The 18,840-nt window shown below is 64.1% G+C and carries 21 protein-coding genes; 3 read left to right on the top strand and 18 right to left on the bottom strand.

What is annotated here, in order from left to right:
* Positions 1–41 precede the first annotated feature (41 nt).
* Positions 42–488: a hypothetical protein gene (locus C7G42_RS31890; RefSeq protein ID WP_106952809.1), complete on the top strand. Its 447-nt coding sequence runs from the start codon at positions 42–44 to the stop codon at positions 486–488.
* 136 nt (positions 489–624) lie between these two features.
* Here the strand turns inward: C7G42_RS31890 and C7G42_RS31885 are convergent, their stop codons facing one another.
* From C7G42_RS31885 to C7G42_RS31875, 3 genes are read right to left on the bottom strand one after another with little or no spacing between them, the layout of a single operon-like run.
* Positions 625–1,842 (bottom strand): RluA family pseudouridine synthase, encoded by a 1,218-nt coding sequence (locus C7G42_RS31885; protein ID WP_106952808.1) that lies wholly within the window; start codon positions 1,840–1,842, stop codon positions 625–627.
* A gap of 58 nt (positions 1,843–1,900) precedes the next feature.
* Complete coding sequence (locus C7G42_RS31880; protein ID WP_106952807.1) at positions 1,901–3,229, bottom strand: replication-associated recombination protein A; 1,329 nt, start codon at positions 3,227–3,229, stop codon at positions 1,901–1,903.
* Entirely contained in the window at positions 3,226–4,632 is a 1,407-nt protein-coding gene (locus tag C7G42_RS31875) for a DegQ family serine endoprotease (RefSeq protein WP_199581241.1), read from the bottom strand. The genes C7G42_RS31880 and C7G42_RS31875 overlap by 4 nt, the downstream gene beginning before the upstream one ends.
* 313 nt (positions 4,633–4,945) lie before the next feature.
* Here C7G42_RS31875 and C7G42_RS31870 point away from each other — a divergent pair, with 313 nt between their 5' ends.
* A complete protein-coding gene (locus tag C7G42_RS31870) occupies positions 4,946–6,559 on the top strand; it encodes an OprO/OprP family phosphate-selective porin (protein ID WP_106952806.1) in 1,614 nt (537 codons plus the stop codon).
* A 55-nt stretch (positions 6,560–6,614) separates the two neighbouring features.
* Here C7G42_RS31870 and C7G42_RS31865 read toward each other — a convergent pair whose 3' ends face one another.
* Positions 6,615–6,992, bottom strand: a complete 378-nt coding sequence (locus C7G42_RS31865) for a winged helix-turn-helix transcriptional regulator (protein ID WP_063195085.1) — start codon at positions 6,990–6,992, stop codon at positions 6,615–6,617.
* A 134-nt stretch (positions 6,993–7,126) separates the two neighbouring features.
* On the opposite strand from C7G42_RS31865, the gene C7G42_RS31860 reads away from it, so the two are divergent.
* Positions 7,127–8,140 carry a zinc-binding alcohol dehydrogenase family protein gene (locus C7G42_RS31860; protein WP_106952805.1) on the top strand — a complete coding sequence of 338 codons (1,014 nt, stop codon included), beginning with the start codon at positions 7,127–7,129 and terminating at the stop codon, positions 8,138–8,140.
* Positions 8,141–8,143: 3 nt separating this feature from the next.
* Here C7G42_RS31860 and C7G42_RS31855 read toward each other — a convergent pair whose 3' ends face one another.
* The 14 genes from C7G42_RS31855 to rpsH form a co-directional block, all read right to left on the bottom strand.
* Positions 8,144–9,472, bottom strand: coding sequence for a chloride channel protein (locus tag C7G42_RS31855; RefSeq protein WP_106952804.1), 1,329 nt, complete (start codon positions 9,470–9,472; stop codon positions 8,144–8,146).
* Positions 9,473–9,580: 108 nt separating this feature from the next.
* The gene (locus C7G42_RS31850; protein ID WP_106952803.1) at positions 9,581–10,369 is read right to left on the bottom strand and encodes an SDR family NAD(P)-dependent oxidoreductase; all 789 of its coding nucleotides are present in this window, start codon (positions 10,367–10,369) and stop codon (positions 9,581–9,583) included.
* A gap of 370 nt (positions 10,370–10,739) precedes the next feature.
* Complete coding sequence (gene rplQ / locus C7G42_RS31845) at positions 10,740–11,156, bottom strand: 50S ribosomal protein L17 (protein ID WP_094971994.1); 417 nt, start codon at positions 11,154–11,156, stop codon at positions 10,740–10,742.
* Positions 11,157–11,276: 120 nt separating this feature from the next.
* Complete coding sequence (locus C7G42_RS31840) at positions 11,277–12,308, bottom strand: DNA-directed RNA polymerase subunit alpha (RefSeq protein ID WP_094895375.1); 1,032 nt, start codon at positions 12,306–12,308, stop codon at positions 11,277–11,279.
* 111 nt (positions 12,309–12,419) lie between these two features.
* Positions 12,420–12,809: a 30S ribosomal protein S11 gene (gene rpsK, locus C7G42_RS31835; protein ID WP_007603045.1), complete on the bottom strand. Its 390-nt coding sequence runs from the start codon at positions 12,807–12,809 to the stop codon at positions 12,420–12,422.
* A gap of 123 nt (positions 12,810–12,932) precedes the next feature.
* Positions 12,933–13,301 (bottom strand): 30S ribosomal protein S13, encoded by a 369-nt coding sequence (gene rpsM / locus C7G42_RS31830; RefSeq protein WP_014494511.1) that lies wholly within the window; start codon positions 13,299–13,301, stop codon positions 12,933–12,935.
* Positions 13,302–13,488: 187 nt separating this feature from the next.
* Positions 13,489–14,391: an adenylate kinase gene (locus C7G42_RS31825; protein ID WP_106952802.1), complete on the bottom strand. Its 903-nt coding sequence runs from the start codon at positions 14,389–14,391 to the stop codon at positions 13,489–13,491.
* A gap of 271 nt (positions 14,392–14,662) precedes the next feature.
* Positions 14,663–15,994, bottom strand: coding sequence for a preprotein translocase subunit SecY (gene secY / locus C7G42_RS31820; RefSeq protein WP_028141002.1), 1,332 nt, complete (start codon positions 15,992–15,994; stop codon positions 14,663–14,665).
* Positions 15,995–16,144: 150 nt separating this feature from the next.
* The gene (gene rplO, locus C7G42_RS31815) at positions 16,145–16,630 is read right to left on the bottom strand and encodes a 50S ribosomal protein L15 (protein WP_106952801.1); all 486 of its coding nucleotides are present in this window, start codon (positions 16,628–16,630) and stop codon (positions 16,145–16,147) included.
* A gap of 14 nt (positions 16,631–16,644) precedes the next feature.
* The gene (rpmD, locus tag C7G42_RS31810) at positions 16,645–16,851 is read right to left on the bottom strand and encodes a 50S ribosomal protein L30 (RefSeq protein ID WP_094895379.1); all 207 of its coding nucleotides are present in this window, start codon (positions 16,849–16,851) and stop codon (positions 16,645–16,647) included.
* Between the two features lie 24 nt (positions 16,852–16,875).
* Positions 16,876–17,472 (bottom strand): 30S ribosomal protein S5, encoded by a 597-nt coding sequence (gene rpsE, locus C7G42_RS31805; protein ID WP_018322271.1) that lies wholly within the window; start codon positions 17,470–17,472, stop codon positions 16,876–16,878.
* Positions 17,473–17,516: 44 nt separating this feature from the next.
* Positions 17,517–17,879, bottom strand: coding sequence for a 50S ribosomal protein L18 (rplR, locus tag C7G42_RS31800; RefSeq protein WP_106952800.1), 363 nt, complete (start codon positions 17,877–17,879; stop codon positions 17,517–17,519).
* An 11-nt stretch (positions 17,880–17,890) separates the two neighbouring features.
* Positions 17,891–18,424, bottom strand: a complete 534-nt coding sequence (gene rplF, locus C7G42_RS31795; RefSeq protein ID WP_008136336.1) for a 50S ribosomal protein L6 — start codon at positions 18,422–18,424, stop codon at positions 17,891–17,893.
* A gap of 16 nt (positions 18,425–18,440) precedes the next feature.
* The gene (rpsH, locus tag C7G42_RS31790; protein ID WP_094895380.1) at positions 18,441–18,839 is read right to left on the bottom strand and encodes a 30S ribosomal protein S8; all 399 of its coding nucleotides are present in this window, start codon (positions 18,837–18,839) and stop codon (positions 18,441–18,443) included.
* Between the last annotated feature and the right edge of the window lies 1 nt (position 18,840).

Raw genomic sequence — 18,840 nt, 5'->3', positions numbered from 1 at the left:
GTTTTAAGCCAAGAGTTGCGGCGGATAAAGCGAGCGGTGGCATGAGGGAACTTGCGGGCATTGCGGCCCTGCTCGCCGGGCTAGGGCTGGCCGCGGCGGAGGCAGGCTTTCGTACCCCGGAATCGCTGGTCCGCAACGTCTATGCCTATTACGGCGACGGCGCGCCGGAGCTGTCCAAAGGCCTGCCGCGGGATGCGGCGACCGCTCGGCAATTCTTCGATGCGCCCCTGCGCAAGGCCTGGAGCGCGCCGAGGGTCGAGCCCTACGATTTCCTGGTGCAGAGCCCGAGCTGGCAGCTCGGCCCCGTGACGATCGCGGTCGTGCGCAAACAATACGACAAGACCTATGTCGCGGCGAATTTCGAAAATCGCGGCCGCAAGGTCGCGCTGAACTTCGTCCTGGTCAACGGCCCAGAGGGCTGGCTGATCACGGACATCGAGAGCCCGCATGACTCCTTGCGGATGTTTCTGGAGCAGTTCCGGAAGTGAGGCGGCGAACATCACTGCTTCCACAGCGTCATTGCGAGCGTGGCGAAGCAAGCCAGAATCATTCGGCGGAGGCAGTCTGGCTTGCTTTGTCGCAAGGGCTCCTCGCAATGACGGGATTAGCAGCGGAGCTCAGCCCCTACTCCTCCGGCGCGTTCTCGATCGGGTCGAACCGGGCCGCATCCAGCCCCAGCAGATTCCACGACTGCTGCATGTGCTGCGGCAACGGCGCGGTGGCGTCGATCACGCCGCCGCGCGGATGCGGAATGACGATGCGGCGCGCCAAGAGATGCAGCCGGTTTTGCAGGCCGCCCGGCAGTTTCCAATTCTCGATGTTGAAATATTTGGGATCGCCGACGATGGGATGGCCGATATGCTCCATGTGGGCGCGCAGTTGGTGCGTGCGCCCTGTCACCGGCTTCAGCGAAACCCAGGTCAGCTTGTTGCCGGCGGTCTCGACCACTGCGTAATAGGTCACCGCGTGGCTTGCGCCTTCTTCGCCATGCTGGGCGATGCGCATGATGGTGTCGTCCTCGCTCTCTTCCTTGGCAAGGAAGGTCGAGATGCGACCCTGCTTCGGTTTCGGCAGGCCCGGCACCAGCGCCCAGTAGGTTTTTCGCGCCGACCGCGAGCGGAACGCGCCGGTCAGATGCGAGGCAGCGAAACGGGTCTTCGCGATCAGAAGGCAGCCGGAGGTGTCTTTGTCGATCCGGTGCACAAGCCGCGGCTTCTGCCCCTTGGAGTCGCGCATCACCTCCAGCATCTGGTCGATGTGCCGCGTCGTGCCGGAGCCGCCTTGCACCGCAAGCCCGAACGGCTTGTTGAGTACGAGGACGTCGTCGTCCTCGTACAGCGTCATCTCCTTGAGCGCGGCGAGCGTCTTCTGCGCGGCTTCCGAGAGCGGGCTCGCAGCCTTCGGCGTGTCCAGCTTCAGTGGCGGAATGCGGACGCTCTGGCCCTCCTCCAGGCGGTCCTTGCTATCGACGCGCTTGCCGTCGACACGCAACTCGCCTTTGCGCACGACGCGCTGGATGTGAGAGAACGACAAGCCGGGAAAGCGCGCCTCGAGGAAACGATCCACGCGCATGTTGTTCTCGTCGGCGGTCACCTTGACGGTCTGCACCTTGGTCGGCAGCAGCGCCTCGACGGGCTTCTCGGGGGCGGGCCGCTCTTGTGGAGCAGCCTTGGCCACGCGCCGCTCGGGGCGCTCTGCAGCAAACCGCGGCGGCTTCGCCCCGGGCTTGCTGCCTGGCCGTGGTCCGGCAGCCTTCGCGGTGCGCGCCTTGAACGGACGCGAATCATCGCGCTCGTCCCGCGAACGGGGCTTTGGGTTCATTCTCTTGATGCGGCGGCTCATGGCTGCCTGCCTAGCCCAAAAGAGGCCTCGCGTCACTGCGAAATGGCGATTTGGACCCTCAGCCGCCCCGCTCCTTGCGCAGCTTGGCCCAATAGTCCAGTCGCTTCCTGATCTCGCGCTCGAAACCGCGCTCGGGCGGATCGTAGAAGGTCTGGCGGCCCAGGGCTTCCGGAAAATAGTCCTGGCCGGAGAAGGCGTCGGGCGTGTCGTGGTCGTATTCGTACGCGGCGCCGTAGCCTTCGGACTTCATCAGTTTGGTCGGGGAATTGAGGATGTGCTTGGGCGGCAGCAGCGAGCCGGCGTGCTTGGCCGTCTGCATCGCAGCCTTGAAGGCGGTGTAGACCGCGTTCGATTTCGGCGCGGTGGCGAGATAGACGACCGCTTGCGCGATCGCGAGTTCGCCCTCGGGATGGCCGAGGAAATCGAAGGCGTCCTTGGCCGCATTGGCGATGACGAGTCCTTGCGGGTCGGCAAGGCCTATATCCTCCACCGCCATGCGCACGACACGGCGGGCCAGGAACAGCGGATCCTCGCCGGCATCCAGCATCCGGCAGAGATAATACAGCGCGGCATCGGGATCGGAGCCGCGCACCGACTTATGCAGCGCCGAGATCAGATTGTAATGGCCATCGGCCGATTTGTCGTAGATCGGCGCGCGGCGCTGCAAAATCTCCTGCAACTGCGCGGCATTGAAAATCTCGTCCGCCCGCGCCGAGCGCCAGACCTCTTCGGCAAGCGTCAGCGACGCCCTTCCGTCGCCATCGGCCATGCGCACCAGCACCGCGCGCGCTTCCTCGTCGAGCGGCAGTTTGCGACCCTCGACCGCCTCGGCATGCGCGAACAGTTTTTCGATCGCGGCGGCGCCGAGCGAGCGAAACACCAGGACACGCGCGCGCGACAGAAGCGCCGCGTTCAGCTCGAAGGACGGGTTCTCGGTGGTGGCGCCGACCATCACCACGGTGCCGTCTTCCATCACGGGCAGAAACGAATCCTGCTGGGCGCGATTGAATCTGTGCACCTCGTCGACGAACAGCAGCGTACCCTTGCCCATCTCGCGGCGGGCGCGCGCGGCGTCGAACGCCTTCTTGAGATCGGCGACGCCGGAGAACACCGCGGAGATCTGCTCGAAATGCAGGTCGGTCGCATCCGCCAGCAGCCGCGCCACCGTGGTCTTGCCGGTGCCGGGCGGCCCCCAGAACACCAGCGACCCCAGCGTGCGCGTCTCCAGCATGCGCGTCAGCGCGCCGTCGGGACCGAGGATGTGGTCCTGGCCGACGACCTCCGACAGCGTGCGCGGGCGCAGCCGGTCCGGCAGCGGATGCGGAGCCTCGTGGTCGAGCCCCGCCGCGGCAAAGAGAGTTGGCGCTTGTGGTCGCTTCGGACTCATCCGCCCAGCGTGACGTTGATCTGCTGGCCGCCGCGCACCAGCGTGATACGCCAGATCCGCGGGCGCTCGCCGGCGGCCTTTTCGAGGTCGCCGGTCTTGCTGATCTTCTGGTTGTTGACGGCCAGGATAATGTCGCCCTTCTGGAAGCCGACATTCGCGGCTGCGCTGTCGCCGCCGAGATCGGTGATCACGACGCCTTCGGTGTCGGCGTCCAGATGCAGCTCGTCGGCGACCGCGGGCGTGATGGTCGAGACCTTGGCGCCCTGGAACGGCGAGCGTGCTGTGACGACCAGTTCGTTGCGGCCCACATCGGGCGCGGTCTCCAGCGCGATCGTCAGCTTGAGCGGTTTGCCGCTGCGCTGCACGTCGATCTGCGCGGAGCCGCCCAGCGGACGGGTGGCGAAGCGATAGTCGAAGGCGTTGGGATCATCCACGGTCTGGCCGTCGATCCCGATGATGAGATCGGAGGATTTCAGGCCGGCTTTCGCCGCGGGGCCGTTCGACACCACGCTCGCGACCAGCGCGCCGGTCGGCGAGCGCAGGCCGAGACTCTCGGCGATCTCGGGCGTCACCGCCTGCAATTTCGCCCCGAGCCAGGGACGCTTCACCGCCTTGCCGCCGCTCTTGGCGGAGGCGACGACGACACGCACCATGTTGGATGGAATCGCAAAGCCGATGCCTTGCGAGCCGCCGGAGCGCGAATAGATCGCGGTGTTGATGCCGGCGAGCTTGCCGCTCATGTCGACCAGCGCACCGCCGGAATTGCCGGGATTGATCGCCGCATCGGTCTGGATGAAGAACTGATAGTCGGTGATGCCGACCTGCGTGCGCGCCAGCGCCGAGATGATGCCGTGAGTCACGGTCTGGCCGACGCCGAAGGGATTGCCGATCGCGAGCACGACGTCGCCGACCAGCAACTCGTCGGAATTGGTGAAATCTAGGGTCGGAAATTTCTCCTTGGTGTCCTTCAGGCGCAGAACGGCAAGATCGGTGCGCGTATCCTTCAGCAGGATCTCCGCCTCGAACTCTCGCTTGTCCGACAGCGACACCTTGACCTGGTCCGCGCCCTCGATGACGTGGACGTTGGTGACGACGAGGCCGGAGGCATCGACGATGACGCCGGAGCCGAGCGAGCGCTGCATCTGCTCAGGCTGCTGGCCCGGCACGCCGAAGAAGCGGCGGAAGATCGGATCGTCCAGCAGCGGGTTGCGGTTCTGCACCACCTTGGCGGCATAGACGTTGACCACGGCCGGCTGCACCCGCTGCACGATCGGCGCATAGGACAACCGCAGTTCGGCAGGCGACGACGGGACCCGACGGTCCTGCGCCGCAGCCGGGTTGAAGTGGGCCGAAAAGCCTATGCACAATGCCGTCACGACGGCAGTCCGGATCGATCGAAACATTCCTACCTCTTGGAAAAGACGCCGGAATATAGGCGCGTTCGCCCCCCAATAGAAGGGCGCCGGGCGGCAATATTCGGCCCATACCCGGTGTGTCCGGCCTGCAAGCCTCCGTGCGAAATCGCAATCCTCCTGTCGCGACAGATTGGCATGAAGCGCATCATCCAGCATTCTACTTGAAGGTGGATTCGGTTGCGGCGAATTTGCACCAGTGGGAACCAAACAACCGGAGCGCAGCGTCGCGGGGCAGTCATCGATCGCACCTAGGCTCTCCCGTTGCGACTTGGGGAAGTTCGTCAAACGATGGAGGCGTGACGTGAGCAAGATAATAATTGCAGCCACGGCGATTGGTCTCGCGGGCGCACTGGCGGCCTCGCAGGCCCAGGCTCAATCGGCAAACAGCAGCGAGCAGGAGATCGCGCTGCTCAAGCAACAGTTGAGGATGCTGGAGCAGAAGCTCGACAAGCTCCAGAGCCAGACCGCGGCGAACACGGCCGCCACGGCAAAGGCCAGAGTGGCGGCAAAGGCCGAAGCAAAGGCCGAAGCGCGCTCAGAGGCGAAGGCGGTCGTCGCCAACGCCAACGCGGCCATCCCGCTCAAGGGACCGGCACCCGCATCCGGCGTCGTCGTGACCATGCCGAACAACCGGCCGACCATCTGCACCGCCGATCAGGCAAACTGCGTCGCGATCACCGGCCGCCTGCACTACGACGTCGGCGGCTATGATTATCGTCCCAACACGGCGGCCACCGTGCCCCAAAAGCTCGACAGCGGACAGAACGTCCGCCGCGCGCGCATAGGCGTTGCCGGCAAGTTTTTCAACGACTGGAATTTCGCGCTGGTCTACGATTTCGGCGGCACGTCCGACGGCTTTGGCGGCGCGGCGCCGGGCTCATTGCCGGGCGGCGGTGTCTCGGGCGTCGAGAACGCCTACATCAGCTACACCGGCCTGAAGCCGTTCGGCGGCAAGATGGCGGTCGAAGCCGGCATCATGGACCTGCCCTACACGCTGGATGAAGCCACCAGCTCCAACGACATCATGTTCATGGAGCGGGCCTCGGCCGGCATCATCGCGACCAATATCGCCGCCGGCGACTTCCGCTCCGCGGCCGGTACGCGCTGGTACAACGACCAACTCTGGATCGGCGGCTATGTCACGGGGCCGTCGACCGGCGCGATCCACTCGGCTTCGAGCGCAACGCCGGCGGGCACCAGCGAGCAATATGGCGCAGTCGCGCGCGTTGCCGGCAACCCGATCAGCGGAAAGGACTATTCGGTGCATATCGGCGCCGATGCGCAATGGCTGATCCAACCGCCGCGCAATCTCATCGCCAACACGCAGACGGTCACGCTCAGCGACCGGCCGGAATTGCGTCTCGACCCGACCACGCTGATCTCGACCGGCGCGATTGCCAATGCCTCGGGCGCACAGGTCTACAGCGTCGAAGCCGCCGCCACCTACGGACCGCTGATCCTCCAGGGTGAGTACTTCTGGTACAATATCGATCGAACCGCCAACACCGGCGTCCCGCTAGTTGGCGCACCCAGCCTGAAATTCCAGGGCGGCTATGCGCAGGCCGGCTACGTGCTGACCGGCGAAGGCCGGACTTACAACGCGGCGAACGCGGCCTACAACGGCGTCAAGCCGGCGCATCCGTTCTCGCTCGACGGCGGCGGCTGGGGCGCCTGGGAAATCGCGGGACGGTTCTCGACGGTCGACCTCAACAATCAACTGGGCACAGCGACCGGAATCGCCGGCGGGCGGCAGACCGTCTACACCGCAGCGTTGAACTGGTACGTCAACGGCAACGTCCGCTTCATGCTCGACTATCTGCACGGCACGGTGTCGCGGCAGTCTTCGCCGGTCTCGACCGCCGATGTCGGCTCGAAGTTCGACGCGGTCGCGATGCGCACGCAGTTCGCGTTCTAACATCTCCCGTCATTCCCCGGGCGCGCGCAAGCGCGAGCCCGGGACCATGCTGGAATTACGCCGCGCGCTTCGGCTTTCTCACCACCACCGGCGGCGGCGCGCAGGAGAGCCGCTGCTGGTGGCTCTCGCCCCAGGCCTTCAGGATGTCGATCACCGGCTTGAGGCTCTCGCCCAACTCGGAGAGACAATACTCCACGCGCGGCGGCACCTCGGCATAGACCTTGCGGATGACAAGCTTGTCCTCCTCCAGCGCGCGAAGCTGCTTGGTCAGCATGCGCTGGGTGATGCCGGGCATCCGGCGGCGCAGTTCGCCAAAGCGCTGGGTGCCGCTCTGCAGGTGATAGAGGATCACGCCCTTCCACTTGCCGTCGATCAGATCCAAGGTCGCCTCGACCGAGCAGCCCGGGCGCCGGGCAAAATCGCGCCGTTTCATGCGTGTTTTCCCAATAGTATCCAAACAGGGACTATATCCCCGAATTTACAGTACTTGCCAAATCGGAGCTAGCGCGACAGTTAGCAGGTCAGGCGCCCATGCCAAAGCTTGGCGCCATCTGATGGAGACAAGTCATGAAAGCCGTCGGTTACAAGAAATCGCTTCCGATCGAGGATCAGGATTCGCTGATCGATTTCGAGACCGCCAAGCCCGAGCCCAAGGGACGCGACATCCGCGTCGCCGTGAAGGCGATTTCGGCCAATCCGGTCGACTACAAGGTGCGCAAGCGCGCAGCGCCGCCCGAGGGCGAGACCAAGATCCTGGGTTATGATGCGGCCGGCGTGGTCGATGCCGTCGGGCCCGAGGTCACGCTGTTCAAGCCGGGCGATGAAGTGTTCTACGCAGGCTCGATCCTGCGCCAGGGCACCAATTCCGAATTTCATCTGGTCGACGAGCGCATTGTCGGCAATAAGCCGAAGAGCCTGTCGTTCGCGCAAGCGGCCGCCCTTCCCCTCACCTCCATCACCTCTTGGGAATTGCTGTTCGATCGGCTCGGCGCGGTGCCCGGCAAGAGCGTCGATCCGCGCACGCTGCTGATCACGGGCGGCGCTGGCGGCGTCGGGTCGATCCTGATCCAACTCGCCCGCCGCCTCACCGGTCTGACGGTGGTCGCGACCGCGACGCGGCCGGAATCGCAGAAATGGTGTCTCGATCTCGGCGCGCATGCGGTGATCGATCATGGTAAGCCGATGAAGGAGCAGATCGAAAAATTGAAGCTGCCGCCGGTCGCGCTGGTGGCGAGCCTCACCTTCACCGACCAGCACTACAAGGCGATCGCCGAGTTGATGGCGCCGCAGGGCCGGTTCGGCCTGATCGACGATCCCCCGGAATTCAACATGAGCACGTTCAAGGGCAAGGCGATCTCGGTCCACTGGGAATCGATGTTCACGCGCTCCTCGTTCCAGACGGCAGACATGATCGCGCAGCATCATCTGCTGAACGACGTAGCCGACCTCATCGACAAAGGCGTGCTGCGTACCACGCTCGACCAGACTTTCGGCACGATCAACGCCGCCAACCTCAAGCGCGCGCATGCGCTGCTCGAAAGCGGCAAGTCGCGCGGCAAGATCGTGCTGGAGGGGTGGTAGGCGTCAGTTCGAAGCGGGCGGCGCTTTCGCATCCTGCGAACGCGTCGCCCGCTCGACGAAGCCTTTCGCCAGGGCGTGATAGATGCCCTCCTCGCAGATCATTCGCGAGGTCACGTGCGCGATCAGCGCGGCCGCCATCAACGGCACGACCATGCCGTGATTGTCGGTCATCTCGGTGACGATCACGAAAGCCGTGATCGGCGCCTGAACCACGCCGGCGAAATACGAGACCATGCCGAGCAGCATGATCGCGCCGAGCGGCGCATCGTGGAAGAACGAGGCGATGTTGCTGCCGATGCCGGCACCGACGGCGAGTGACGGCGAGAAAATGCCGCCGGGTATGCCGCTGATCGCGGCAAAGGTCGTTGCCATGAGCTTGAGCACGCCGAAATCCTGCGGCAGCGGCGCGCCGTGCTCCAGCGCCGTCTTCACCTGGTCATAGCCGGTGCCGTAGATCGTGTCGCCGGATACGAGGCCGCAGAGCGCGACGGCCAGTCCGCACGCGAACGCAAACCAGAGCGGATGCTCCTTGATCGCGCGTCCGAGCGGATTCCTGAACCCGCGCGCCATCGTGATGACGATGCGGCTGAACAGGCCGCCCGCGAGTCCGCCGGCCACACCACAGAGCGGAACCGCCAGCCAGTCCGTGCCATGCGCCAGCGACGTCGCGCTGCTGCCGAAATAGGCGTAATTGCCCGCGAGCGCCAGCGAGGTCAGGCCAGCCGCGATCACGGCCGCAATGATGAGGCTGGACGTGCGGGTCTCGAAGGCGCGGCTCATCTCCTCGATGCCGAAGACGATTCCGGCCAGCGGCGTATTGAAGGCTGCAGCAACTCCTGCGGCGGCACCGGCCAGAATCAAGCCGGGCTGGCGGCGCGGCGAGACGCGGCCGAGCGCGAACATGATGGACGCACCAACCTGCACTGTCGGGCCTTCCCGGCCAACAGAGCCGCCACACAACAGACCGAACAGAGTGAGGATCACCTTTCCGATCGCGATCCGCATCGAGACCAAGCTCTCACGCGCGCTCTGATCGGTCAGATGCCGCGCGGCGATGGCTTGCGGAATTCCGCTCCCCTGCGCATTCGGAAACATCCGGATGGTCAGATAGGCCGACAGCATGAATCCGAGCGGCGTCAGCGCCAGCACGGCATAGCGCGACTTCGCAAGCAGCAGCGCGAAGGCATGCTGCGCCAGATCGGCGAGTTGAGCCAGCGCCACCGCCGCCGCGCCAACCGCGATACCGCCGAGCAGGAAGATTGCCTGCCGCCGCCACCGCGCGGACGTTAGCTTGAAGAGGCGTTTATGGCGGGTCGACAGGGGCCATAGCATGACAGCTGATCTTAGCCGACTACGCGCCGAACTGAACCCACGGACCGGCAAACCAGCCAGACTGGAACAACGCCCTCAACAAACAGCAGCCACCGCTGTAGCGCCTCCTCAGGCGATCGTATTGACGATGCCGCCTTCCGCGCGCAGCGCCGCACCGTTGGTCGCGGACGCCTGCTTCGAGGTGACATAGACCACCATGTTGGCGATCTCGTCGACGCTGGCGAAGCGTTGCAGCAGCGAACTCGGGCGATGCTGCTTGACGAAATTGGCGGCGGCCTCATCGACCGACTGCCCGTTCTGCTTGGCGAGATCCTTCACGAAGGTCTCGACGCCCTCCGACATCGTCGGTCCGGGCAGCACGGAATTGACGGTAACACCCGTGCCGCGCGTGAGCTGCGCCAGGCCGCGCGCGACCGAGAGCTGGGCCGTCTTGCTCATGCCATAGTGGATCATCTCGACGGGAATGTTGAGCCCGGACTCCGAAGAGATGAAGACGATGCGCCCCCAATTGCGCTCGAGCATGCCTTGCATGTAGGCGCGCGACAGTCGCACGCCGCTCATCACGTTGACCTCGAAGAAGCGCGTCCAGTCCTCGTCCGGGATCTCGAAGAAATCCTTGGGCTCGAAGATGCCGGCGTTGTTGATGAGGATGTCGACCTCCGGCAGCGCTGCAAGCAGCGCCTTGCAGCCAGCGGCGGTCGAGACGTCGGCAGCGATGCCGCGGACCTTGGCGCCCGTGCCTTCCAGCTTGCGCACGGCGGCATCGACCTTGTCCTGGCCCCGGCCGTTGATCACGACGCTGGCGCCGGAGGCCGCGAGGCCTTTGGCGATGGCGTGGCCGATGCCGGCAGTCGAGCCGGTCACGAGGGCGGTCTTTCCGGAAAGGTCGATGTTCATGCGTGGCTCCATGAGGGTTGGTGGGAATATCGTGCGCTGCGCAAGCAGCTTCAATCGTTCCTCACTGACGCGTGAGGATCGGCCGCGATGACAGCACGCCGCAAGCCGGGCAAAGCGCAGCGCCCCACCCTGTCGACGCGGGATGCGCTCGAATGGCAGCATACACCAACGGCGAGTTTAGCTTGCCCCGCAGCCCATGATGCCTTGCACAATCGCACGTTCGGTTTGGCGATTGCCCTTGGCGCCAAGGCCGACCACGAAGTCCCCCCGCTTTGCAGGCAACGGGCAGCGGTCAGGGGACAACGGCCGCGCCATAAAAAAAGGCGGCGCCCAAGGGGCGCCGCCTTCTGAAACTCAAATACCGGTCGGCTTACGCCGCCTCGGCTTCCTTTTCCTGCACCGGACCGGAATCCTGGCCCTTGGCGTCGACGTCGCGATCGACGAACTCGATCACGGCCATCGGGGCGTTGTCGCCGTAGCGGAAGCCGGCCTTGATGATGCGGGTGTAGCCGCCCTGACGGTCCTTGTAGCGAGCCGCCAGCACGTCGAACAGCTTCCTGACCTGGTCCTTGTCGCGCATCTCGGAGATCGCCTGGCGGCGCATCGCCAGCCCACCCTTCTTGCCGAGGGTGACGAGCTTTTCGACGATCGGACGCAATTCCTTCGCCTTCGGCAGCGTGGTGACGATCTGCTCGTGCTTGATCAGCGCAGCGCACATGTTGGCGAACATCGCGCGGCGATGCTCGGCCGTGCGATTGAGCTTCCGATGAACCTTGCCGTGACGCATGTGACTATTCCTTACGTAAAAACTGCCGCGACGGTTCGTCGGACATGTTGCTCAGGTGGGCTGCCTGCGTTCGCCCGCTAAAGCGCGATGAACTCGCGCTTTAGCCTGTCGTAGCTCGGATCAGTAGTGATCCTCGAAGCGCTTGGCGAGCTCGTCGATGTTCTCCGGCGGCCAGCCCGGCACTTCCATGCCAAGATGCAGACCCATCTGGGCCAGCACTTCCTTGATCTCGTTCAGCGACTTGCGGCCGAAGTTCGGGGTGCGGAGCATTTCCGCTTCGCTCTTCTGCACGAGGTCGCCGATGTAGACGATGTTGTCGTTCTTCAAGCAGTTGGCCGAACGCACCGACAGCTCGAGCTCGTCCACCTTCTTGAGGAAGGCCGGGTTGAAGGCGAGGTCCGGGATGATCTCCTGGGCGACTTCCTTGCGCGGCTCTTCGAAGTTGACGAACACGTTGAGCTGATCCTGGAGGATACGAGCGGCATAGGCCACCGAATCATCCGGCGTCAGCGCGCCGTTGGTCTCGATCGTCATGGTCAGCTTGTCGTAGTCGAGGATCTGGCCCTCACGGGTGTTCTCGACCTTGTAGGAGACCTTGCGGACCGGCGAGTACAGGCTGTCGACCGGGATCAGGCCGATAGGCGCATCCTCGGGACGGTTGCGCTCGGCGGGCACGTAGCCCTTGCCGGTGGCGACCGTGAACTCCATGCGGATCTCGGCGCCCTCGTCGAGGGTGCAGATCTGCAGGTCCGGGTTGAGCACCACGACGTCGCCCACGGTCTGGATGTCGCCGGCGGTGACGACGCCCGGGCCGGACTTCTTCACGACCATGCGCTTGGGGCCTTCGCCCTGCATCTTGATCGAGATGTCCTTGATGTTGAGCACGATGTCGGTGACGTCCTCACGAACGCCCGCGATCGAGGAGAACTCGTGCAGCACGCCGTCGATGTGCACCGACTGCACCGCTGCGCCCTGGAGCGACGAGAGCAGGATGCGGCGCAGCGCGTTGCCGAGCGTCTGGCCGAAGCCGCGCTCGAGCGGCTCGGCGACGATGGTCGCGAAACGCGAGGGATCGCTGCCGGGCTGCACCTGAAGCTTGTTCGGTCGAATCAGTTCTTGCCAATTTTTCTGGATCGTCACTGTTTCACCCATACAGGCCAGTCATACTGCGATTGCAGATACTGGCGTTGGAGAAAGGCCGCAGATCATTCCCGCGGCTTTGCAAAAAACAATCGCGGGCGCCGATGCGCCCGCAATTTCGTATCAAACGCGCCGACGCTTGCGGGGACGGCAACCGTTGTGCGGGATCGTGGTCACGTCACGGATCGAGGTGACGGTGAAGCCTGCGGCCTGAAGCGCGCGGAGCGCCGATTCGCGGCCCGAACCGGGACCCGCGACTTCGACTTCCAGCGTGCGCATGCCGTGTTCCTGCGCCTTCTTGGACACGTCTTCGGCAGCAACCTGCGCGGCGTACGGGGTCGACTTGCGCGAGCCCTTGAAGCCCATCGTGCCGGCGGAAGACCAGGCAATCGTGTTGCCCTGCGCGTCGGTGATGGTGATGGTCGTGTTGTTGAACGACGAGTTCACGTGCGCGACGCCGGAGGCGATGTTCTTGCGCTCACGACGACGAACGCGGGTGGCTTCCTTGCCCATAGAGTACCTTTCCTGAAGATCTCAAACGCCGCCGTAGTGCCAGCGGCTACACCTGTGGAACGAAATGCGTGTGGCGAACGGGTTATCCCTGCTCGCCACACGCCGCGATTTGGATTCGAAAACTTACTTCTTCTTGCCGGCGATGGCCTTGGCCGGACCCTTGCGCGTGCGCGCATTGGTGTGGGTGCGCTGACCGCGCACCGGCAGGCCGCGACGATGACGCAGGCCGCGATAGCAGCCGAGGTCCATCAGACGCTTGATGTTGATGCCGACCTCACGACGCAGGTCGCCCTCGACGAGATAGTCGCGGTCGATCACTTCGCGGATCTGGAGCACTTCGGCATCGCTCAGCTGATTGACGCGACGATCCTCGGGGATCTTCACCTTTTCGAGAATCTCGCCAGCGATCTTCTGGCCGATGCCATGGATATACTGGAGCGCGATCAGCACGCGCTTGTTGGTCGGGATGTTCACGCCGGCAATACGGGCCACGGCCTTCTCTCCTGTTACCGATCCCTCGTCAGGAACCGGTCTTTAAGTGCTTGGTTTCTCGGGCAGGTGTTCACAAACGCGAACACGACGCCCACCCCCGGTCTTCCTGGGGCCCGGCATCGTTTGAAACTATCCGACTTGGATGCGGGGCTTATTAGGGGATTCCAGGGGCTTTCGTCAACCGCTGCTAGCGTTTGGCTCGCCTTTTCGTGACCTTTTTTGCAGCCTTTTTGGCACCCTTTTTGACAGCCTTTTTGGCGGTCTTTGGGGACGCCTTTTTCGCGGCTTTCTTGACGGTCTTCCCGGCGGCCTTCTTGCCGGCCTTCTTGGCCGTCTTGTTGGGGCCCCTCACCGTCGCCTTGGCGGCCTTTTTTGCCGATTTGGCGGGCTTTTTGCCCGTTTTGGCTGCTTTCCCAGCTTTCTTGCTTGCCTTCTTGCTTGCCTTGGCCTTCTTGGCCGGGCCAGCCTTGGCAGCGCTTTTGGCGTTGGTCTTGGCTTCGACTGCCCCCAACGCCAGGAGCTGGCGATGGATGGCGCGAGTGACCTCGTCGATGGCCATCATACCGTCGATGGTCGAGAGCTTGCGCCGCTCGGAATAGTAGTGAATCAGCGGTTCCGTCTGGTTGCGGTAGTTGGCTAGCCGTTTGGTCAGCACCTCCGGAGTGTCGTCGAGTCGGACCTCCTCCCCGCGCTCACGCATCTGGGCGACGCGGGTTTCGACACGGTGCAGCAGCGCGCTCTCGTTGACGCGGAGCTCGATCACGGCGTCCAGCTTGAGGTGCTTGCGCTTGAGCAGGTCGTCCAGCGCCTCGGCCTGCGGCACGGTGCGCGGGAAACCGTCGAGGATGAAGCCGTTGCGGGCGTCCGGCTGGTCGATCCGATCGGAGATGATTCCGACCACGACCTCGTCGGGCACGAGAGCGCCGCTGGCCATGATCTCCTTGGCTTTCAGCCCGACCGGCGTCCCGGCCGCTACGGCCGCACGCAGCATCTCGCCTGTCGAGAGCTGGACGATGCCATAGCGCTCCACCAGCAGCTGCGCCTGGGTCCCCTTGCCCGACCCCGGCGGTCCAAGAAGTATAATTCTCATCGGCGTATGCCCCCCGGATTGGTGAGCGATACGTCGCGCACCTGTGTTTGAAGTCCAAGAACAGTGCAAACCATAATCGGCGCTGCACCGCTACCCATATCATAGGGGAGCAGACGGGCGGACGCCAAGAAGGGCTTTGAAATCAGTGATTGCGTCGCAGTGCGGAGTGCTCTGCCAATGCGATCGAGAGGTCTGTGCTGCGCTTGGCGCACGCCGCGCGCAGTTCGTGCGAGGCGAATCGGCGGCGCAGACGCGCCGCCTTGAGAGGCCTCTAGCGGCGGCGGCCGCGCAGTTTCGACTTGCGGATCAAGCCTTCATACTGATGCGCCAGCAGATAGCCCTGCACCTGAGCGACCGTGTCCATGGTGACACTGACCACGATCAGCAGCGAGGTGCCGCCGAAGTAGAACGGCACCGAGGCGTAGGAGATCAGGATTTCCGGGATCAAGCAGACGATCGCCAGATAGACCGCACCGAGCACGGTGATGCGCGAGAGCACGTAGTCGATGTACTCCGCAGTGCGTTCGCCCGGGCGGATGCCCGGAATGAAGCCGCCGTGCTTCTTCAGATTATCGGCGGTCTCGGTCGGGTTGAACACGATCGCGGTGTAGAAGAAGGCGAAGAACACGATCAGCGCGAGATACATGATCAGGAACAACGGGCGGCCGTGGCCGAGCTGGGTGGTGATCCACTGGAACCATTCCGGCCCGCTGCCCGCGTTGAAGTTCGCCACCGTGGTCGGCAGCAAGAGCAGCGAGGACGCGAAGATCGGCGGGATCACGCCGGAGGTGTTGAGCTTGAGCGGCAGATGCGAGGACTGGCCCTCGAACATCTTATTGCCGACCTGGCGCTTCGGATATTGGATCAGCAGGCGCCGCTGGGCGCGCTCCATGAACACGATGAAGGCGATCACGGCGACCGCCATGATGATGACGACCAGGATCAGGCCGGTCGACATCGCGCCCTGACGACCTAGCTCGAGCATGTTGGCGAGCGCGGCGGGCAGTTCGGCGACGATGCCGGCGAGAATGATCAGCGAGATGCCGTTGCCGATGCCGCGCGAGGTAATCTGCTCGCCCAGCCACATCAGGAACATGGTGCCGCCGGTCAGCGTGATCGCAGTCGACAGGCGGAAGAACAGGCCGGGGTCGCTGACGACGTTGCCGGCGCCCTCGAGGCCCACCGCGATACCGTAGGACTGGAACGCGGCCAGGATCACGGTGAGATAGCGGGTGTACTGGTTCAGCAGCTTGCGGCCGGACTCGCCTTCCTTCTTCAGCGCCTCGAGTTGCGGCGAGACGGTGGTGAGGAGCTGGATGATGATCGAGGCCGAGATATACGGCATGATGTTCAGCGCGAAGATCGCCATGCGGTGGATGCCGCCGCCGGCGAACATGTTGAACATGCCGAGGATGCCGCCCGCCTGGGAGCGGAACACCTGCTCCCAGATATTGGGATCGATGCCGGGAAGCGGGATGTAGGTCCCGAGCCGATAAACGAGCAACGCACCCAGGGTGAACCAGATGCGCTTCTTCAGTTCGTCAGCCTTGGCGAACGCACCGAAATTGAGATTGGCTGCCAGTTGTTCCGCTGCAGAGGCCATCTTGGACTTTCTCCCGCCGCCTATTGCGCCGTCATGCCCGCGGCCGGGCTACATTATACCGGACACCGGACATTATCTGGGGCTCGGCTTCGATAAGTCCACGTCCCTCATGCGTAAAGGCCCGCGAGCCGCGGGCCAATGACGCAGTTGTTACGCCGCCTCGCCTTCTTCCTTGGCAGGGGCGAGGATCTTCACCGAGCCGCCGGCCTTCTCGACCGCGGCGATCGCGGTCTTGGTGGCGCCGTGAACCTCGATGTTGAGCTTGGACTTGAGCTCGCCGCGGCCGAGCAGCCGCAGGCCACCCTTGGGCCGGCGCAACACGCCGCCCTTCACCAGGGTCTCGATGGTCACGACGCTGCCGGCGTCGATCTTCTTGGCATCGACCGCTTCCTGGAGCCGGTCGAGATTGATCTCGGCGAACTCCACGCGGAAGATGTTGTTGAAGCCGCGCTTGGGCAAACGGCGATGCAACGGCATCTGGCCGCCTTCGAAACCCTTGATGCGCACGCCCGAGCGTGCGGTCTGGCCCTTGCCGCCGCGGCCGGACTGCTTACCCTTGCCCGAACCAATGCCACGGCCGACGCGCATACGCTTCTTGCGCGAGCCGGCGTTGTCGGCGATATCGCTGAGCTTCATCGCCCTTCTCCTTGTTACTTCTCGTCGACGATGCGAACGAGATGATGAACTTTCTCGATCATGCCACGGACTGCCGGAGTGTCCTGCAGTTCGCTGGTGCGACCGATCTTGTTGAGCTTGAGCCCGATCAGCGTCGAACGCTGCGAGTGATGGCGGCGGATCGCGCTGCCGGTCTGCTCGAGCTTGATCGTCTTGCTGGACTTAGCGGCGTCCTTGGCCATGAGAATCTACTCCAGAGCTTTCCGTTAGTCGGCAGCCGCCTCGGCATCGCCACCGATACGGCGCGACTGCAGAGTGGACACCTTGATGTTGCGGCGGGCTGCGACCGAACGCGGCGAATCCTGATGCTTCAGCGCGTCGAAGGTCGCGCGAACCATGTTGTAGGGGTTCGACGAGCCGATCGACTTGGCGACCACGTCCTGGACGCCCAGCGTCTCGAACACGGCGCGCATCGGGCCGCCGGCGATGATGCCGGTACCGGCGGGAGCCGCGCGCAGATAGACACGGCCAGCGCCATGACGGCCGGCGATGTCGTGATGCAGCGTACGGCCCTCGCGCAGCGACACGCGGGTCAGGTTGCGCTTGGCGGACTCGGTGGCCTTGCGGATCGCTTCCGGCACTTCGCGCGCCTTGCCGTGACCGAAGCCGGCGCGGCCCTTCTGGTCACCGATCACGACCAGCGCTGCGAAACCGAAGCGCTTGCCGCCCTTGACGACCTTGGCAACGCGGTTGATGTGGACGAGCTTGTCGACGAACTCGCTGTCGCGCTCCTCGCGCTCCCTGCGTTCACGTCCGCCGCCGCCGCGTTGATCGCGTCCACCACGTTGTTCGCGTTCTGCCATTTTTCCAATCCTTCAGAGGCTTGCGCCTCAATCCTCAAATTCTGTTAGAAGCTCAGCCCGCTCTCACGCGCTGCATCGGCCAGAGCCTTGACGCGCCCGTGATAGAGGTAGCTGCCGCGATCGAACACGACTTCCTTGACGCCCTTCTCGGCGGCGCGCTCGGCCAGCAGCTTGCCGACCGCCTTCGCCGCATCGATGTCGGCGCCGGTCTTGCCGCCGTCGCGCATCGACTTCTCGAGCGACGAGGCAGAGGCCAGCGTCTCGCCTTTCAGGTCGTCGATGACCTGGGCGTAGATGTGCTTGGACGAGCGGAACACCGACAGGCGCGGACGGCCGCCACCGGAGCGGCGCAGCTTCAGCCGTACACTGCGCTTGCGCCGGGCATTCGTAATCTTGGCTTTCGACATGACCGGCTCCGTTACTTCTTCTTGCCTTCCTTGCGGAAGATGAATTCGCCAACATACTTCACGCCCTTGCCCTTGTAGGGCTCCGGCGGACGATAGGAGCGAATCTCGGCGGCGACCTGGCCGACGCGCTGGATGTCGCTGCCGGTCACCGTGATCTCGGTCGGCTTCGGCACCGTGATCGTGATCCCTTCCGGGATCGCATAGACCACGTCGTGGCTGTAACCGAGCGCGAGCTGCAGGTTCTTGCCCTGCATCGCGGCGCGATAGCCGACGCCGGTGATCTCGAGCTTCTTCTCGAAGCCCTTGGTGACGCCTTCGACCAGATTCGCGACCTGGGCGCGAGCGGTACCGTACAGTGCCCGCGCACGATTGGTCTCGACCCGCGGGTTCACCTTGACCTGGCCGTTCTCGAGCTTCACCTCGACGTCATCATGAACGACGAACTGAAGCTGGCCCTTCGGGCCCTTCATCTTGACGGTCTGCCCATCGACGGTCGCGGTAACACCCGACGGAACCGGCACAGGCCTTTTGCCAACACGTGACATGGATCAAAAATCCTTCTCAGAACACCGTGAAGAGGACTTCACCGCCCACATTCGCTTCGCGCGCGCTGTGGTCGGCCATGATCCCCTTCGGCGTCGACAACACCGAAATGCCGAGCCCATTGTTGACCCGCGGCAGGTTCTTCACCGAGGCGTAAACTCGACGCCCGGGCTTGGAAACACGTTCGATCTCGCGGATGACGGGCTCGCCGTCGAAATACTTCAGCTCGATCTCGATCTCGCTGCGGCCCGAGGAATGCTCGAGCGTGGCGTAACCGCGGATGTAGCCCTCGCTCTTGAGGACCTCGAGCACATTCTCGCGCATCCTCGAGCCAGGCGTCGAGACCTTGGACTTGGAGCGCATCTGCGCGTTGCGGATACGGGTGATCAGATCGCTGATTGGATCGTGCGTAGACATC

The organism is Bradyrhizobium sp. MOS003 (assembly GCF_003020125.1).
Lineage (GTDB): Bacteria > Pseudomonadota > Alphaproteobacteria > Rhizobiales > Xanthobacteraceae > Bradyrhizobium.
The sequence above is the reverse complement of the archived record's forward strand: the minus strand, read 5'-3'. Positions and strand labels throughout refer to the sequence as shown.

Excerpts from the sequence above, each read along its gene's own strand:
- rplO (WP_106952801.1), bottom strand. The coding sequence starts at position 16,630 with ATGAAGCTCAGCGATATCGCCGACAACGCCGGCTCGCGCAAGAAGCGT.
- rplF (WP_008136336.1), bottom strand. The coding sequence starts at position 18,424 with ATGTCACGTGTTGGCAAAAGGCCTGTGCCGGTTCCGTCGGGTGTTACC.
- rplQ (WP_094971994.1), bottom strand. The coding sequence starts at position 11,156 with ATGCGTCACGGCAAGGTTCATCGGAAGCTCAATCGCACGGCCGAGCAT.
- C7G42_RS31890 (WP_106952809.1), top strand. The coding sequence starts at position 42 with ATGAGGGAACTTGCGGGCATTGCGGCCCTGCTCGCCGGGCTAGGGCTG.
- C7G42_RS31855 (WP_106952804.1), bottom strand. The coding sequence starts at position 9,472 with ATGCTATGGCCCCTGTCGACCCGCCATAAACGCCTCTTCAAGCTAACG.
- C7G42_RS31825 (WP_106952802.1), bottom strand. The coding sequence starts at position 14,391 with ATGAGAATTATACTTCTTGGACCGCCGGGGTCGGGCAAGGGGACCCAG.
- C7G42_RS31840 (WP_094895375.1), bottom strand. The coding sequence starts at position 12,308 with ATGGGTGAAACAGTGACGATCCAGAAAAATTGGCAAGAACTGATTCGA.
- rpsK (WP_007603045.1), bottom strand. The coding sequence starts at position 12,809 with ATGGGCAAGGAAGCCACCCGCGTTCGTCGTCGTGAGCGCAAGAACATC.
- C7G42_RS31880 (WP_106952807.1), bottom strand. The coding sequence starts at position 3,229 with ATGAGTCCGAAGCGACCACAAGCGCCAACTCTCTTTGCCGCGGCGGGG.
- C7G42_RS31850 (WP_106952803.1), bottom strand. The coding sequence starts at position 10,369 with ATGAACATCGACCTTTCCGGAAAGACCGCCCTCGTGACCGGCTCGACT.
- rplR (WP_106952800.1), bottom strand. The coding sequence starts at position 17,879 with ATGTCGAAAGCCAAGATTACGAATGCCCGGCGCAAGCGCAGTGTACGG.
- rpsH (WP_094895380.1), bottom strand. The coding sequence starts at position 18,839 with ATGTCTACGCACGATCCAATCAGCGATCTGATCACCCGTATCCGCAAC.
- C7G42_RS31860 (WP_106952805.1), top strand. The coding sequence starts at position 7,127 with ATGAAAGCCGTCGGTTACAAGAAATCGCTTCCGATCGAGGATCAGGAT.
- C7G42_RS31885 (WP_106952808.1), bottom strand. The coding sequence starts at position 1,842 with ATGAGCCGCCGCATCAAGAGAATGAACCCAAAGCCCCGTTCGCGGGAC.
- rpmD (WP_094895379.1), bottom strand. The coding sequence starts at position 16,851 with ATGGCCAAGGACGCCGCTAAGTCCAGCAAGACGATCAAGCTCGAGCAG.
- rpsE (WP_018322271.1), bottom strand. The coding sequence starts at position 17,472 with ATGGCAGAACGCGAACAACGTGGTGGACGCGATCAACGCGGCGGCGGC.
- C7G42_RS31875 (WP_199581241.1), bottom strand. The coding sequence starts at position 4,632 with ATGTTTCGATCGATCCGGACTGCCGTCGTGACGGCATTGTGCATAGGC.
- C7G42_RS31865 (WP_063195085.1), bottom strand. The coding sequence starts at position 6,992 with ATGAAACGGCGCGATTTTGCCCGGCGCCCGGGCTGCTCGGTCGAGGCG.
- secY (WP_028141002.1), bottom strand. The coding sequence starts at position 15,994 with ATGGCCTCTGCAGCGGAACAACTGGCAGCCAATCTCAATTTCGGTGCG.